General features: G+C 62.9%; 12 protein-coding genes. 8 read left to right on the forward strand and 4 right to left on the reverse strand.

Annotated elements, in window-relative coordinates; translation table 11 throughout:
• Positions 1-34: 34 nt before the first annotated feature.
• Genes POS17_RS06705 through pcaC form a run of 3 tightly spaced genes read left to right on the forward strand, consistent with a single transcriptional unit; the run spans position 35 to position 2,614 of the window.
• Positions 35-1,399 (forward strand): 3-carboxy-cis,cis-muconate cycloisomerase, encoded by a 1,365-nt coding sequence (locus tag POS17_RS06705; RefSeq protein WP_060837881.1) that lies wholly within the window; start codon positions 35-37, stop codon positions 1,397-1,399.
• Positions 1,400-1,410: 11 nt separating this feature from the next.
• Positions 1,411-2,199: a 3-oxoadipate enol-lactonase gene (gene pcaD, locus POS17_RS06710; RefSeq protein WP_060837882.1), complete on the forward strand. Its 789-nt coding sequence runs from the start codon at positions 1,411-1,413 to the stop codon at positions 2,197-2,199.
• Positions 2,200-2,221: 22 nt separating this feature from the next.
• The gene (pcaC, locus tag POS17_RS06715; RefSeq protein WP_060837883.1) at positions 2,222-2,614 is read left to right on the forward strand and encodes a 4-carboxymuconolactone decarboxylase; all 393 of its coding nucleotides are present in this window, start codon (positions 2,222-2,224) and stop codon (positions 2,612-2,614) included.
• A 71-nt stretch (positions 2,615-2,685) separates the two neighbouring features.
• Here pcaC and POS17_RS06720 read toward each other — a convergent pair whose 3' ends face one another.
• Positions 2,686-3,948: an OprD family porin gene (locus POS17_RS06720; RefSeq protein ID WP_060837884.1), complete on the reverse strand. Its 1,263-nt coding sequence runs from the start codon at positions 3,946-3,948 to the stop codon at positions 2,686-2,688.
• Positions 3,949-4,555: 607 nt separating this feature from the next.
• On the opposite strand from POS17_RS06720, the gene POS17_RS06725 reads away from it, so the two are divergent.
• The 4 genes from POS17_RS06725 (at position 4,556) to POS17_RS06740 (ending at position 8,526) form a co-directional block, all read left to right on the forward strand.
• Positions 4,556-4,813 (forward strand): Os1348 family RiPP precursor, encoded by a 258-nt coding sequence (locus POS17_RS06725; RefSeq protein ID WP_016965124.1) that lies wholly within the window; start codon positions 4,556-4,558, stop codon positions 4,811-4,813.
• Positions 4,814-4,906: 93 nt separating this feature from the next.
• Positions 4,907-5,377, forward strand: a complete 471-nt coding sequence (locus POS17_RS06730; protein WP_231979009.1) for a GNAT family N-acetyltransferase — start codon at positions 4,907-4,909, stop codon at positions 5,375-5,377.
• Positions 5,378-5,397: 20 nt separating this feature from the next.
• A complete protein-coding gene (locus tag POS17_RS06735) occupies positions 5,398-6,558 on the forward strand; it encodes an aKG-HExxH-type peptide beta-hydroxylase (RefSeq protein ID WP_060837885.1) in 1,161 nt (386 codons plus the stop codon).
• A 15-nt stretch (positions 6,559-6,573) separates the two neighbouring features.
• The gene (locus tag POS17_RS06740; RefSeq protein ID WP_060837886.1) at positions 6,574-8,526 is read left to right on the forward strand and encodes a multinuclear nonheme iron-dependent oxidase; all 1,953 of its coding nucleotides are present in this window, start codon (positions 6,574-6,576) and stop codon (positions 8,524-8,526) included.
• 60 nt (positions 8,527-8,586) lie between these two features.
• On the opposite strand, the gene adeC is transcribed toward POS17_RS06740, so the two are convergent.
• Genes adeC through emhA form a run of 3 tightly spaced genes read right to left on the reverse strand, consistent with a single transcriptional unit; the run spans position 8,587 to position 14,348 of the window.
• A complete protein-coding gene (gene adeC / locus POS17_RS06745; RefSeq protein WP_060837887.1) occupies positions 8,587-10,047 on the reverse strand; it encodes an AdeC/AdeK/OprM family multidrug efflux complex outer membrane factor in 1,461 nt (486 codons plus the stop codon).
• Entirely contained in the window at positions 10,044-13,187 is a 3,144-nt protein-coding gene (locus tag POS17_RS06750; RefSeq protein ID WP_060837888.1) for an efflux RND transporter permease subunit, read from the reverse strand. The genes adeC and POS17_RS06750 overlap by 4 nt, the downstream gene beginning before the upstream one ends.
• 3 nt (positions 13,188-13,190) lie before the next feature.
• Positions 13,191-14,348, reverse strand: coding sequence for an efflux RND transporter periplasmic adaptor subunit EmhA (gene emhA, locus POS17_RS06755; protein ID WP_060837889.1), 1,158 nt, complete (start codon positions 14,346-14,348; stop codon positions 13,191-13,193).
• A 265-nt stretch (positions 14,349-14,613) separates the two neighbouring features.
• Between emhA and emhR the strand changes: the two genes are divergently transcribed.
• On the forward strand, positions 14,614-15,264 hold the full coding sequence (gene emhR / locus POS17_RS06760) for an efflux system transcriptional repressor EmhR (RefSeq protein WP_060837890.1): 651 nt from the start codon (positions 14,614-14,616) through the stop codon (positions 15,262-15,264).
• The last annotated feature ends 139 nt before the right edge of the window (positions 15,265-15,403 follow it).

The raw sequence follows: 15,403 nt of genomic DNA on the forward strand, positions 1-15,403 counted from the left end.
CCCGAGCCGGGCGCAGGCTTGCTAAGGACTGTTTATGACCCTGACTGCGAGCAACCAGTTGTTCGATGCCTACTTCACTGCCCGGGAAATGCGCGGAGTGTTCTGCGACCAGGGGCGGGTCCAGGCCATGCTCGACTTCGAGGCGGCCCTGGCCCGCGCCGAGGCGCGGGTCGGGCTGATCCCGCAGCGTGCCGTGGCCCCGATCGAGGCGGCCTGCCGGGCGCAACTCTATGATTTCCAGGCCCTGGGAGAGGCGATTGCCACGGCCGGCAATTCGGCGATTCCCCTGGTCAAGGCCCTGGGCAAGCAGATCGCCCGCAGCGATGGTGAGGCCGAACGCTATGTGCACTTGGGAGCCACCAGCCAGGACGTGATGGACAGCGGGCTGGTGCTGCAACTGCGCCGCGCCGTGCAGTTGCTGGAGCAGGACCTGTTGCGCCTGGGGGACCTTCTGGCGGCCCAGGCCACGCGTCATGCCGACACGCCCCTGGCCGGCCGAACCTGGCTGCAGCACGCGACGCCGGTGACCCTGGGCATGAAGATCGCCGGTTGGCTGGGGGCGGTGACCCGCAGCCGCGAACGCCTGCAACAACTCAAGCCGCGCCTGCTGGTGCTGCAGTTCGGCGGCGCCTCCGGAACCCTCGCGGCCCTCGGCGAGCAGGCCCTGCCGATTGCCCGGGCCCTGGCCGAGGAGCTGCAGCTCCGCCTGCCGGAACAGCCTTGGCACACCCAGCGCGACCGCCTGGTGGAGTTCGCCTCGGTGCTGGGCCTGCTGGCCGGCAGCCTGGGCAAGCTGGGGCGCGATATCAGCCTGCTGATGCAGACCGAGGCGGCGGAAGTCTTCGAGCCTGCCGCGCCGGGCAAGGGCGGTTCGTCCACCATGCCGCACAAGCGCAACCCGGTGGGCGCGGCGGTACTGATCAGCGCCGCGACCCGGGTTCCGGGCCTCCTGGCGACAATGTTCACCGCCATGCCCCAGGAGCACGAGCGCAGTCTCGGCCTGTGGCACGCCGAATGGGACACCCTGCCGGACATCTGCTGCCTGGTGTCCGGGGCGCTGCAACAAGCCTTGCTGGTGGCCGAGGGGTTGCAGGTCGACAGCGCCCGCATGGCGCGCAACCTCGACCTGACCCGGGGCCTGGTCCTGGCCGAAGCGGTGAGCATTGAACTGGCCCAGCGCCTGGGCCGGGAAACCGCCCATCACCTGTTGGAACAATGCTGCAAGCGTGCGGTGGAGGAACAACGCCATCTGCGCGAGGTATTGGCGGACGATGCCCGGGTCTGCGCCGAGCTGTCGGCGGCAGAGCTGGATCGTCTGATGGATCCGGCGCATTACCTCGGTCAGGCCCAGGCCTGGGTCGAGCGCGCCGTGGCTGAACATTTTGCCTTGAAGGCCTGAAGGAGACTGCTGTGGGATTCGTGAAACTCGCCGAGGGCGATCTGCACTATCAACTCGAAGGACCAGAGGGCGCGCCGGTACTGGTGCTGTCCAACTCCCTGGGCACCGATCTGCGCATGTGGGACAAGCAGATGGCGGCCTTTACCCGGCACTTCCGGGTGCTGCGCATGGACACCCGCGGCCATGGTCTTTCGCTGGTGAGCGAGGGGCCCTACAGCATCGAGCAACTGGGCCGGGATGTGCTGGCGTTGCTGGATGCCCTGGATATCCAGCGTGCGCATTTCTGCGGCCTGTCCATGGGCGGCCTGATCGGCCAGTGGCTGGGGATCAACGCCGGCGAGCGTTTGCACAAACTGGTGGTGTGCAACACCGCGGCCAAGATCGGCGAGCCCTCGGTGTGGAACCCGCGGATCGAAACCGTGCTGCGTGACGGCCCGGCGGCCATGGTGGCGCTGCGTGACGCCTCCATCGCCCGCTGGTTCACCGCCGACTTCGCCCAAGCCCATCCTGAGCAGGCCAAGCTGATTACCGACATGCTCGCCGCCACTTCGCCCCAGGGCTATGCCGCCAACTGTGCGGCGGTGCGCGATGCGGATTTCCGCGAGCAACTGGGGGCGATCAAGGTGCCGACCCTGGTGATTTCCGGCAGTGACGACGCGGTGACTCCGCCCTCCGGCGGTCACTTCATCGAGCAGCACGTGGCCGGCGCCGAGTACGCCGAGTTCTATGCCGCGCACCTGTCCAACGTCCAGGCCGGCGACGCGTTCAGCGCCCGTGTCGTGGAATTCCTGCTGGCCTGAGCATCGATTCAAGGAGCCCTTCGTGGACGAGAAACAACGTTATGACGCCGGCATGCAGGTGCGCCGCGCGGTATTGGGCGATGCCCATGTCGACCGCAGCCTGAATGCCCTGAACGAGTTCAACTCGGAATTCCAGGAAATGATCACCCGCCATGCCTGGGGCGATATCTGGACCCGCCCGGGCCTGCCGCGGCACACCCGCAGCCTGATCACCATTGCCATGCTGATCGGCATGAACCGCAACGAAGAGCTCAAGCTGCACCTGCGGGCTGCCGCCAACAATGGCGTGAGCCGTGGCGAGATCAAGGAAGTGATCATGCAGAGCGCGATCTACTGCGGCATCCCGGCGGCCAATGCCACCTTCCACCTGGCCGAATCGGTGTGGGACGAACTGGGCACCGAGTCGCGCCTGTAACCTGTTCCACGGCCCAACAAAAAGGCCAGCCCGATCACCGGGCTGGCCTTTTTTGTGGGGCTGTTGCGCCGTTACAGCAGGCTCAACGGATAGCTGACGATCAGGCGGTTTTCGTCGAACTCGTTGTTGCTGAAATCCCGGCGCATGGTGGAGTTGCGCCATTTCAGGTTGAGGTTCTTCAGCGTACCGCTCTGCACCGTGTAGCCCAGCTCGCTTTCCCGGCCCCATTCCTTGCCGTCGCTGACCGTGGCGGTGTGCACGTTGCTGCCGCTGATGTAGCGGTTCATCAGGGTCAGGCCTGGCACTCCCAGGGCGGCGAAGTTGTAGTCATGGCGCAGCTGCCAGGATCTTTCCTGGGCGTTGTCGTAGCTGGCGTTGAAGCTGTCGTTGGCCAGGGTGCCACCGCTGGTGCCGTTGACCCGCATCCAGGCGCTGGGGCCGGTGAGTTTCTGCAGGCCGACATAGAAGGTGTTGCCGCCGTACTTGGCCGAGAACAGGCCGGACCAGGTGCGGTTTTCCAGATCGCCGGCACGGGCGCTGCCGTCTTCCTTGCCGTAGAAGAAGCCCAGGTTGGCGCCCAGGGTCCAGTCGCCCAGAGGCTGGGTGTGGATCAGGTTGACGAACTGCTGGCGGTAGATGTCCTTGAGCTGGGCGTTCCACAGGGCGACCTGGGTGCGCTTGTCGTTGAAGGCGTATTCGGCGCCCTGGAAGTTGAAGCGGTCGGAAGTGAAGGCCGCTTTGCCGAACATCGTCATGTCGCTCATGCTGCTGTCGTCGCGCGGGCTGTTGCCGCGGAACTGGCCGCCGTAGAGCGTCAGGCCGGCGATTTCCCTGGAGGTGATCTGGCCGCCGCGGAAGGTCTGCGGCAGCGAGCGGCCGTCATCGGAACGCAGGATCGGCAGCACCGGCATCCACTCGCCGACCTTGACCTCGGTCTGCGACAAGCGGGCCTTGAACGCTACCCCCAGGCGCCCGAAGTTGTCCGCCGGGCGGCCGTCGTGGTCCAGGGGCAGCAACTGGGTGCCGCCGGTGCCCTTGCCACCGTCGAGCTTGAGCGAGTACAGGCCCAGCACATCCATGCCGAACCCCACGGTGCCCTGGGTGAAACCCGACTTGGCGTCGAGGATGAAGCTCTGAGTCCACTCTTCGGCCTTGCCCTGAGCCTTGCTCGGGTTGGTGAAGTTGCGGTTGATGTAGAAGTTGCGCAGGTTGAGGTTGGCCTGGGCGTCCTCGAAAAAGCCCGATTCCGCGGCCACTGCCGGCAGGGCGAGGCTGGTCAACGCCACCGCCAGAAGGCAGGGCACAAGGTGTTGTGGCGGGGTGATTGGCTTCATGTGTCGGTCTCTCTAATTGTTAGGGGTGCAGCAACCCACTGCCGGCAAATCTGCGGACAGCGTGCAATACCTTGAAGGTGCAGCGGGTGGGATCAGCCGGAGCGGGCAGGGCGTGGGGGCATGACATCGAACCTGTTGTTATTGGTGTGTTCGGGTGCCGGGAATGGTGCGTTGCCCCCCAGGGGCGATCAATTGGCGAATGGCGGTTTTGGGCGATTAACGAACACTTATCGAGTTCGGTTCCGGGGCGCCGACAACCCCGGGATGCCTGTTGAATCCTGGGGTTGTCCGCGCTGCTCGATGGGGCCTGGTCCGTGTGTGGTATTCCTGGCGCGCCACAGATTCATGACAAGTGTTTATTGCTTTGGTTGTAAGTCATTGTCCACAAGTAGCTTACTTATATAAAAGGTATAGGAGTAATCGCCAGTTAAACTTTAAATTCGGTGTTATCTATTATCGTAAAAAGGTTTAAGCGAAAACTTTGCCGGTGCTGGAAATGCAGACTTGCCTTGCTATATTGAAAGTCCTCAGGGCGGATAGGGATAAGTTGTAAGTTTCGTCAGGAGAAAAGTTGTTATCGTGCTTTCAATATATAAGGAGAGATACCATGAGTACGAAAGTCAATCAGGAGCGCCTTGCATCAGTAGTAGGCCGCGCACTTCTGGATAAGGACTTCGCGGCGCAGTTGCATCAGGATCCTGAAGCGGCTGCCAAAGGCATCGGCGTGCACTTGAGCGCCACTGAAGTGGGCGCCGTGAAAAGTATCGATACGGCAAAACTGACCAGTGCCGGGTCGGCCATTCGCGACAAGATAGGTGTCGCGGCGATCTTTGACACTCAACAGCAACAGGCGCGAATGGACTGAGTGGGGCGTGTGCAGTCCGGTGTGTCGCCCTTCAGTGCGGATCAGGGCGGCACACCGGAATCGGGATTCAAGTTCACAGTGGAGTGCCTGTCCGTGTCCATCAGCCTGGTGTCGATGCAGGAAGCCGACTTCGAGCGTTTCGCCCGGCGAGCCTTGCAGGAGTACGCCGCCGGCATGGTGGCCGCCGGTGAGTGGCCGCCGGAGCAAGCATCGTTCCAGGCGGCGGAGGTGTTCCGCCAGTTGCTGCCGCAGGGCCGCCTGAGTCCGCACAACCACCTGTGGCGGGCGCTGCATGCAGGGCGGGCGGTGGGTGAGCTGTGGATCGCCGAACGTCAGGCCGGGTCCCGACGGATTGCCTTCATCCTCGATCTGTATATCGAACCGATCGAACGTCGCCAGGGTTACGCCAGGCAGACGCTGCTGGCCGGTGAGTCGCTGGCGCGCGAGTGGGGCTGTGATGAAATGCGTTTGCATGTCTTCGGTCGCAACCTTGAGGCGCGTCGTCTTTATGAACTGCTGGGCTATGAAGTCGCCAGCCTGACGATGAGCAAGCCCTTGCCGTGAACTTTAGGGAAGGTTGAACCATGGACAGCGTAAACAGCAAACAAGCGGAACTTTCCATCGACGAGCTGTTTAAGGGCACTACTTTTCTTGCGGACAGCGAACCGCAACGCTTTCTCCAGTTGCAGGAACAAGTTGCGAAGAATCGCTATACGATGTTTGTCGCGTTATATGCGGAACTGTCAAAGTTATTTGCGGCGAATTCTGCGCTGCGAGTATTTTTCAAACAGGCGCTGGATATTATTCTGTCGCCGGAAAGTGTCCGCAATCCACTGGTCGCGCATCCGGTATTTCAGATCTGGAGTGTGCTGACGTTTCGCGATGTCAACTATCTATTGACTGGAAAGACCCTGGATGACAGCGAGGTCATAGCCAGGCTGCTGGAGTTTCCCCAAGTGCTGCAACGGATTGAAGCTGCGCAGCAGGCACGGCCCGATGAACAGTGCCCGCCGGTGTATCGCTTCGATGTCGATCCGCTGATCACGCAGGTCACGCCCCCCAGTTATGACTACCCACCAGACGAGGCGACCCGGCGTCAGCTGGAGCGCGCGGGTTATTCCAAAGCGTTTTTTCGCGATGTCATGCAACTTGCCCTGCAGCGGATCAAACACACCTGGCCGGCCTGTCATGAACAGTGGCAGGTGCTGGTCAAGGCCGTGTGCTACTTGCCCGACGGCAGTTTTCGCAGTTGCTCCGCGTCCCGCTATACCGGGGTGATCCTGCTGTCGAGCCGGGACAACTCGATACTCGATCTGGAGGAGTCGCTGGTGCACGAGGCGACCCACCAGTTGCTGTACAACGTGGTCGAAGTCGCCGCGGTGGTCGAGCCCCAGGCTTCGCGGGAGGTCCTGTACACCCTGCCCTGGTCGGGGCAGCAGCGCGACTTGTACGGGTACTTTCATGCTTTTTATGTCTACATCGCCCTGGTCAAGTACCTGGAACGGGTTCGCGACCGTCCGGCGCAGGAGATGCGCCGGGCCGAGCAACGCCTGCTGTTCATCCTGCGGGGTTTGAGCAAGGCGCAGGCGGATTTCGCCGCCGCACCGGGTTTTACCGCGCAGGGGCGGGAGCTGCTGGGCAATCTGCTGCAGGAGGTGCATCGCCTGGAGCGTCGCCATGCCGGATCGCTGAGTCGGGGCGAGGGCGCCAGTGCCGTTGCCACGGTCCTGCACATGACGGCCTGAGCCGGGGAGGCGGACATGCAAGACTTCGATGCTTCGCGTTTCCCCGACGCCGGGGTGGGCCTGGAATACCATTTGCCGCCTGGCGCCGGGAGCGGCGCGGTCGGGCTCGATCCCAGCCTCGAACGGATTCAGGCTGAGGGGCTGCCGTACTTCGATTACCTGGAGTTTCAGCCCACCCACTGCATCCTGCAGCCGCGCTTGAACCAGCTGGGCGGGCAGGTGCCGGTGCTGCTGCACTCGTCGAGCCTGTCCCTGGGCAGCGTCGGCATCGAGATGGACCGGGAGTTTCTGCACATGACCCGTCGCCTGTGTCAGCGGACCGCCTCGCCGTGGCTGGCGGAGCACATTTCCTGGTCACGCTTTCAGGGCGGCGATACCCAGCATTTCATCCTGCCAAGCCTGGCCCGGGAAGTGGCCGATACGGTGGTGGCCAACGCCCTCGAACTGCAGGCCTTCACCGGCACCCCGCTGGTGCTGGAGAACGCGCCGCGGCTGTTTGCCATGGACATTGGCCAGGAGCTGTCCGAGGGCGGATTCATTTGCAGCGTGGTGGAGCGCAGCCACAGCGGTTTTCTCCTCGACCTGGACAGCGCCATCTGCACCGCCCGGGCCCTGGGCTACGACTTGCGCGAGTACCTGCGATCACTGCCGCTCAAGCGCCTGATCGAAGTGCATGTCGGCGATCCGCGCCGGGACTGGGACATCCTGCGGCAGTTGTTCGGCCACGCGCCGCTCAAGGCGGTCACCATCGAGTGGGACATTGCCGATCGCGCCGGCGATCCGGAGCTGGCAGCGCTGATTCGGGAGATCAAGGCGCTGCGGCCCGAGCCGCTGTTCTGGCAGGCCGGCGCCCTGGCCAAGCCTGCGCCACCGGCGGCCGGCCCGCTGGATGGCCAGACCCTGTTGCAATTGCGCCCGGGCACCTGGCTGGGTATCGACCGGGACCGCTTTACCCTGCGGGATCGACGGCGGGCCCTGGACCTGGAATTGGCGCTGCAGTTTCTGCCGCTGGTCCGGCATTTTCTCTGTCCGCGGACCCTGGACAGCGCGCTGCTGCTCCCCGGCGCGCTGGAAAACCCCAGCCTGGCGCTGCTCCAGGACCTGATCGCCCGGGGGCTGTTGCAGCCCGTGGACGGGCAGGGCTCTGGGCCCTCCGAGCCCGAGGCGGCCGGCGAGATCTGGAGTCACTGGCAGGTCGCGCTGGATTTCTACCTGGGGACGCGCACGCAAACCGCCACACCCTACATCAGCGTGGCGCAGATGGAGGAGCAACTGGCCGGCAAGGCGCTGCAGCAGCGCCAGCCGTCGGCGTTCAAGGACTACTTTTCCCATCCGTTCCAGGCCCTGGACAATCCCTTGCTGGCATCGCCCTCGCTGTTTGAGCAGCCGCAACTGCTGGAGGTTCTGGCCCGTCGCCAGACCTGCCGGACCTTCGACGGGGGCCCCGTGACCGCCCAACAGCTGTCGGCGCTGCTGTATTACACCTGGGGAGCGAGTCAGGTGCGGCGTAATCCCATGGGGGATTTCTTCCTGAAGAAGACCTCGGCGTCCGGGGGCTCCCTGCATGCCATCGAGGTCTATCCGATCCTGCTCAATGTGCAGGGCCTGGAGGCCGGTCTGTATCACTACTCGGTGCGGCGGCACGGGCTTGAACTGCTGTCGCGCGAGGACCCCAGGTCCTGGATCGGTGCGGCGTGCGGCGACCAGAGCTGGATCGAACAGGCCTCGGTGCTGTTCCTGTCCACCGCGTGTCTGCAGCGCCTGGCCTGGAAGTACCCGGGCAGTCGGGCCTTGCGGGTGGCCTTGATGGACTGCGGCCATCTGAGCCAGAGCTTTGCCCTGGTGGCTACCGCCCTGGGGCTCAGGAGTTGCACCACGGCAGCCCTGCGCGACGAGACTTTCGAAACCCGCCTGGGCCTGGATTATCTGCGTGAGCCGGTGTTCTTGCTCAATGGGGCGGGGGGCTGAGGGCCGGTGACATAAAAAAACCCACCATGAGGTGGGTTTTTCCTACAGCCGGATCCTGTTTCAGAACAGGTGCAGCGCCGGGGCTTTTTCAGCCAGTGGCTGGTTCTTCGCCGTTTGCTCGCTCCAACCGCCGCCGAGGGCCTTGTACAGGTTGACCTCGCTGGTCAGCTGCGCCAGGCGATCGGTGATCAGGGCCTGCTGGGCACTGAACAGCGAGCGCTGGGCGTCGAGGAAGGTCAGGTTGCTGTCGACCCCGATGCGATAGCGGCGTTCGGCCAGACGGTAGTAGTCCTGGTTGGCGTTGACGAAATCACGCTGGGCCTGCAACTGCTGGTTGTAGGTCTGGCGCGCCGCCAGGCCATCGGAGACTTCCTGGAAGGCGGTCTGGATGGATTTTTCGTACTGGGCCACGGTGATGTCTTTCTGGATCTTCGAGTAATCCAGGCTGGCGCGCAGGCTGCCGGCGTTGAAGATCGGCAGATTGATCTGCGGCTGGAACAGCCAGGTTCCCGAGCCGCCCTTGAACAGGCCCGAAAGGTCCGGGCTCAGGGTGCCGGCGTTGGCCGTCAGGCTGATGCTCGGGAAGAAGGCCGCCCGCGCCGCGCCGATATTGGCATTCGCCGCTTTCAGCTTGTACTCGGCTTCGAGGATGTCCGGACGCCGTTGCAGCAGCTCCGACGGTAGGCCGGCCGGCAGTTCGCTCAACAGATTGGCCGACAGCGGCTGGGCCGCCGGCAGGTTGCGCGGAATCGCCGTGCCCAGCAGCAGGGTCAGGCTGTTTTCATCCTGAGCCACCTGGCGGGTGTAACGGGCCAGTTGAACCCGGGCGTTTTCCACCGAGGTCCGCGCCTGACTCAGGTCCAGAGCCGAGGCCACGCCTACTTCGTTGCTGCGCGAGGTCAGGCGGTAGCTTTCCTCGTAGGCACCGAGGGTTTCCTGGGTCAGCTTGAGCAGCTCCTTGTCGGCCTGCCAGGTCATGTAGGCATTGGCCACGCTGGCCACCAGGCTGATCTGGGTGCTGCGCCGGGCCTCTTCGCTGGAGAAGTAGGTTTGCAGGGCTTGTTCGCTCAGGCTGCGAACCCGGCCGAACAGGTCCAGCTCATAGGCGCTGATCCCCACCGTGGCGGAGTACTGGCTGCTGATGCCGGCTTCGCCGGTCTGCGACATGCGTGCCGGCGTGCGCTGGCGGCTGCCGCTGGCGTTGGCCGAAACCGCGGGGAACAGGTCGGCGCGCTGGATCTGGTACTGCGCGGCATAGGCGTCGATGTTCAGCGCCGCGACCTTGAGGTCGCGGTTGTTTTCCAGAGCGGTCTGGATCAGCTGCTGCAGCGCCGGGTCGTGGAAGAATTGCCGCCAGCCCTGTTCGGCGGCCGCCACGTTGGCGGCCTCCTTGGGCGAATAGGCGGGGCCTTGGGGGAATTGCGCCGCCACCGGCGCTTCCGGGCGCTGATAGTCTGGTATCAGCGAGCAACCACTTAGCGCGATGGCGGTGATTGCCAGGGAGAGTAGCGACTTGCTCATTGGCCAGCCTCGTTAGCAGTTGCAGTGGTTTCTGATAGATCCGCTTTCCTGCGGCCCATGGACGATACGGTGACGAAGAACAGCGGTACCCAGAAGATCGCCAGGATCGTCGCGGTGAGCATACCGCCGATCACCCCGGTGCCGATCGCATGCTGGCTGCCGGAGCCGGCGCCGGTGGAGACGGCCAGGGGCACGACCCCGAGGACGAAGGCCAGGGAGGTCATGATGATCGGCCGCAGACGCATGCGGCAGGCTTCCACCGCGGCATCCACCAGGGAGCGGCCCTGCTCGTGCAGTTCCTTGGCGAACTCGACGATCAGGATGGCGTTTTTCGCCGCCAGGCCGATGGTCACCAACAGCCCCACCTGGAAGTACACGTCGTTGGACAGGCCGCGCAGGCTGGTAGCCATCAGCGCACCGATGATCCCCAGCGGCACCACCAGCATGACCGCGATCGGAATCGACCAGCTTTCATACAGGGCTGCCAGACACAGGAACACCATCAGCAGGGACAAGGCGTACAGCGCAGGTGCCTGGGAGCCCGACAGACGTTCCTCGTAGGACAGGCCGGTCCAGGAGATGCCCACACCCGGCGGCAGCTTGGCGGCAATGGCTTCGACTTCGTCCATGGCCTCACCGGTACTGTAGCCAGGGGCTGGGGCGCCGAGGACTTCCATGGCTTCCACGCCGTTGTAACGGGCCAGTTTCGGTGAACCGTAGATCCACTCGCCCTTGGCGAAGGAGGAGAACGGCACCATGGTCCCGGCGCTGTTGCGTACGTACCACTTCTTCAGGTCTTCGGGGCTCATGCGCGCACCGGCCTGACCCTGGATGTACACCTTCTTCACCCGACCACGGTCGATGAAGTCGTTGACGTAGCTACTGCCCAGGGCAATCGACAAGGTGTTGTTGATGTCGGTGAGGGTCACGCCCAGGGCACTGGCGCGCTCGTCATCGATGCTCAACTGGTACTGCGGTTCATCGTTCAGGCCGTTCGGACGCACCTGGGACAGTACCTTGCTCTGGGCTGCCATGCCGAGGAACTGGTTGCGTGCCGCCATCAGTTTCTCGTGGCCGATACCGGCGCGGTCCTGGAGGAACACGTCGAAACCGGTGGCGTTACCCAATTCCAGTACCGCCGGAGGGGCGAAGGCGAACACCATCGCGTCGCGGAAGCTGAAGAAGTGCCGCTGGGCACGGGCCGCCAGGTTGAACACGCTGTTTTCCGCGGAGCGCTCGCCCCACGGCTTGAGCATGATGAAGGCCATGCCCGAGCTCTGGCCGCGACCGGCGAAGTTGAAGCCGTTCACGGTGAACACCGATGCCACGGTGTCCTTTTCCTTGTCCAGCAGGTAGGCGCGCATTTCATCGACCACCACCTGGGTCCGCTCGGCGCTGGAGCCGGCCGGGGTCTGCACCTGGGCGAACAGTACGCCCTGGTCTTCTTCCGGCAGGAACGCGGTCGGGATACGGGTGAACAGCCAGATCATGCCCAGGACGATCAGCACATAGGCCAGCAGGTACGGAACCTTGTTGCGCAGGATGTTGCCAACGCCACGCTCGTAGCTTTTTACGCTGCGGTCGAAGGTGCGGTTGAACCAGCCGAAGAAGCCGCGCTTCTCGTGATTCTGCCCCGCAACCACAGGCTTGAGCATGGTGGCGCACAGGGCCGGGGTGAAGATCAGGGCCACCAGTACCGACAGGGCCATAGCCGACACCACGGTGATCGAGAACTGTTTGTAGATCACGCCCGTGGAGCCGCTGAAGAAGGCCATTGGCAGCAGTACCGCGGACAGCACCAGGGCGATACCCACCAGGGCTCCCTGGATCTGGCCCATGGATTTCTTCGTTGCCTCTTTGGGTGACAGGCCTTCCTCGTGCATCACCCGTTCGACGTTTTCCACCACGACGATGGCGTCGTCCACCAGCAAGCCGATGGCCAGCACCATGCCGAACATGGTCAGGGTGTTGATGCTGAAACCGGCCGCCGCGAGGATACCGAAGGTCCCCAGCAGTACCACCGGCACCGTCATGGTGGTGATCACCGTGGCGCGGAAGTTCTGCAGGAACAGGAACATCACCAGGAACACCAGGACGATCGCTTCCACCAGGGTTTCAACCACGCCCTTGATGGATTCGGTGACCACTGGCGTGGTGTCGTAGGGGAATACCACCTTCATGCCTTGCGGGAAGAAGGGTTCCAGGTCGCTGATGGTCTTGCGCAGCGCCTTGGCGGTGTCCAGGGCGTTGGCGCCGTTGGCCAGTTTCACCGCCAGACCGGAAGCCGGCTTGCCGTTGAACTGGGCGCTGACGGCGTAGTTCTCGCCGCCCAGGGCCACGTCCGCGACATCACCCAGACGCACTTGCGAGCCGTCCTTGTTGACCTTCAGCAGGATCGCCTTGAACTGCTCGGCAGTCTGCAGACGGGTCTTGCCGATGATGGTGGCGTTCAGTTGCTGGCCGGGCAGGGCGGGCAGGCCGCCGATCTGGCCGGACGACACCTGGACGTTCTGCGCGGCAACCGCAGTCTTCACGTCCACCGGGGTCAGGTTGAAGTTGTTCAGCTTGGCCGGGTCGAGCCAGATCCGCATGGCGTACTGGGCACCGAACACCTGGAAGTCACCGACGCCCGCGGTCCGCGAGATCGGGTCCTGCATGTTCGACACGATGTAGTTCGACAGGTCGTCCTTGGACATGCTGCCGTCCTCGGACACCACGCCGATCACCAGCAGGAAGTTCTTCACTGCCTTGGTCACGCGGATACCCTGTTGCTGCACTTCTTGCGGCAGCAGCGGGGTGGCCAGGTTGAGCTTGTTCTGTACCTGTACCTGCGCGGTGTCCGAGTTGGTGCCCTGCTCGAAGGTCGCGGTGATGGTCATGCTGCCGTCGGAGTTACTTTCCGAGGACACGTAACGCAGGTTGTCGATACCGTTGAGCTGCTGCTCGATCACCTGGACCACGGTGTCCTGCACGGTCTGTGCAGAGGCGCCCGGGTAGGTCACGGAGATGGCGATCGCCGGCGGGGCGATGCTCGGGTACTGGTTGATCGGCAATTTGAGGATCGATAGAGCCCCGACCAACATGATCACCAGGGCAATTACCCAGGCGAAGATCGGACGGTCGATAAAAAATTTCGACATGGTTTACTCCCCTTTGCCGCCTGCAGCTTTGTCAGTTGCCTGTGCAGGGGCCGGGTTTTTCGCGGCTACGTTGGTGGCTTCGCTGGCCTTGACCTCAATGCCCGGCTTGACGAATTGCAGGCCTTCGGTGATCAGCCGGTCGCCGGCCTTCAGGCCGTCTTCCACCAGCCACTGGCTGCCGACGGTGCGGCTGGCCTTGAGTTGGCGCAGCTCGACCTTGTTGTCCGGGCCAACCACCAGGGCGGTCGGGGTGCCTTTGAGGTCGCGGGTCACGCCTTGTTGTGGGGCCAGGATCGCCGCACTGTTGACCCCGGCTTGCAGCTGGGCGTGAACGAACATGCCTGGCAGCAGGGTGTGCTGAGGGTTGGGGAACACGGCGCGCAGGGTCACCGAGCCGGTGGTTTCGTCCACCGAGACTTCGGAAAACTCCAGTTTGCCGTCGAGCTTGTACTGGCTGCCGTCTTCCAGGGTCAGTTTGACCTTGGCGGCGTTGTCGCCGACTTTCTGCAGGCGCCCGCTTTCCAGCTCACGGCGCAGTTCCAGCAGTTCCACCGAGGACTGGGTGACGTCGACGTAGATCGGGTCCAGTTGCTGGATCACGGCCATGGCATCGGCCTGGCCATTGCTCACCAGGGCGCCTTCGGTCACCGAGGAGCGGCCGATGCGACCGGTCAGCGGTGCCAGCACCTTGGTGAACCGCAGGTTGATCTGAGCGCTTTGCAGGGCGGCTTCCGATTGCAGGCGGTTGGCCACGGCGGTGTCGTATTCCTGGCGGCTCACGGCCTGCTCGTTGACCAATTGCTTGTAGCGATCGGAAATCGACTTGGTCGATTGCAGATTGGCCTCGGCACTCTTCAGCGTTGCTTCATAGACCGATGGATCGATCTGATAAAGCTGCTGACCTTCCTTGACCTCCCCGCCTTCTTTGAACAGGCGCTTAAGAATGATCCCATTTACCTGCGGACGAACTTCGGCGATACGGAACGCAGTGGTCCGCCCCGGTAGTTCAGAGGTCAGGGTAAAGGCTTGTGGTTGCAGGGTGACGACGCCGACCTGAGGAGCTTGAGGGGCTGGTGCCGCCTCTTCCTTTTTACATCCGCTGAGCAGCGATGCCAGGGCGACGGCAGTGACCAGAGCGGTAACAGCTGGCTTGAGTTGCATGAAGATCCTCGGGTCAGGCACGCAAGATGCGCACAAGAAAAGTGGAAGGTTAAAAAGAGTTGGCTGAGTGGATTAGTAGCTTGCTAAGGAATATACTTACGTTCACGGCTGTTTGTAAATACCCTGGCGGCGTACCCATTCGGTTACACAAGCCCCTGTAGGTGTTGAATTGTAGGCTGGGCAAACGGCACCCGAGATGCCGTTTCATATTTATTCAGAAGGTCTTCACGCATCGCTGAAAGATCCTGATCGAGGTTTTACTGCCATGGTCCGTCGTACCAAAGAGGAAGCTCAAGAAACTCGCAGCCAGATACTCGAGGCCGCCGAAAAGGCCTTTTACGAGCGTGGCGTGGCGCGTACCACCCTGGCCGATATCGCGGCGCTGGCGGGGGTGACGCGGGGTGCCATTTATTGGCATTTCAGTAATAAGGCCGATCTGGTCCAGGCCATGCTCGACAGCCTGCGTGAACCTTTGGATGAGATGGCTGCCGCCAGTGAGAATGTAGATGAAATGGATCCGTTGGGCTGGATGCGCAAGTTGTTGATTCATTTGTTTCATCAAGTTGCCCTGGACCCGAAAACCCGACGCATTAATGAAATTCTGTTTCATAAGTGCGAATTCACCGATGAAATGTGCGATCTGCGGCGTCAACGTCGCACCGCCAGCCTGGAGTGCAACGTGCGCATCGAGCTGGCGCTGACCAATGCAGTGAATCGCGGGCAATTGCCCGAGAATCTTGATACGCAGCGGGCGGCTATCAGCATGCGCGCCTTCATCGATGGCATCCTTTACCAATGGCTGCTGGCCCCTGAGAGCTTCGCCCTGCACACCGAGGCAGAGCGCTGGATCGACATCGGGCTGGATATGTTGCGCTTGAGCCCGAACTTGCGTCATCAAGACAACATGCGTAATTGAATCCAGTTGTGTCAAGATTTACCGCGACGGATATCCATTCCCGCGCTCGCCATCGCGATGGGGTGCTTTTATATACGGGCTGGCCGCATCTTGATAGATAGCGAGCTACGTATTTTGTAGGGATTTTGTTGCGGGTGTG

The sequence above is a fragment of the Pseudomonas sp. Os17 genome (assembly GCF_001547895.1).
In the GTDB taxonomy this organism is placed as follows: Bacteria; Pseudomonadota; Gammaproteobacteria; order Pseudomonadales; family Pseudomonadaceae; genus Aquipseudomonas.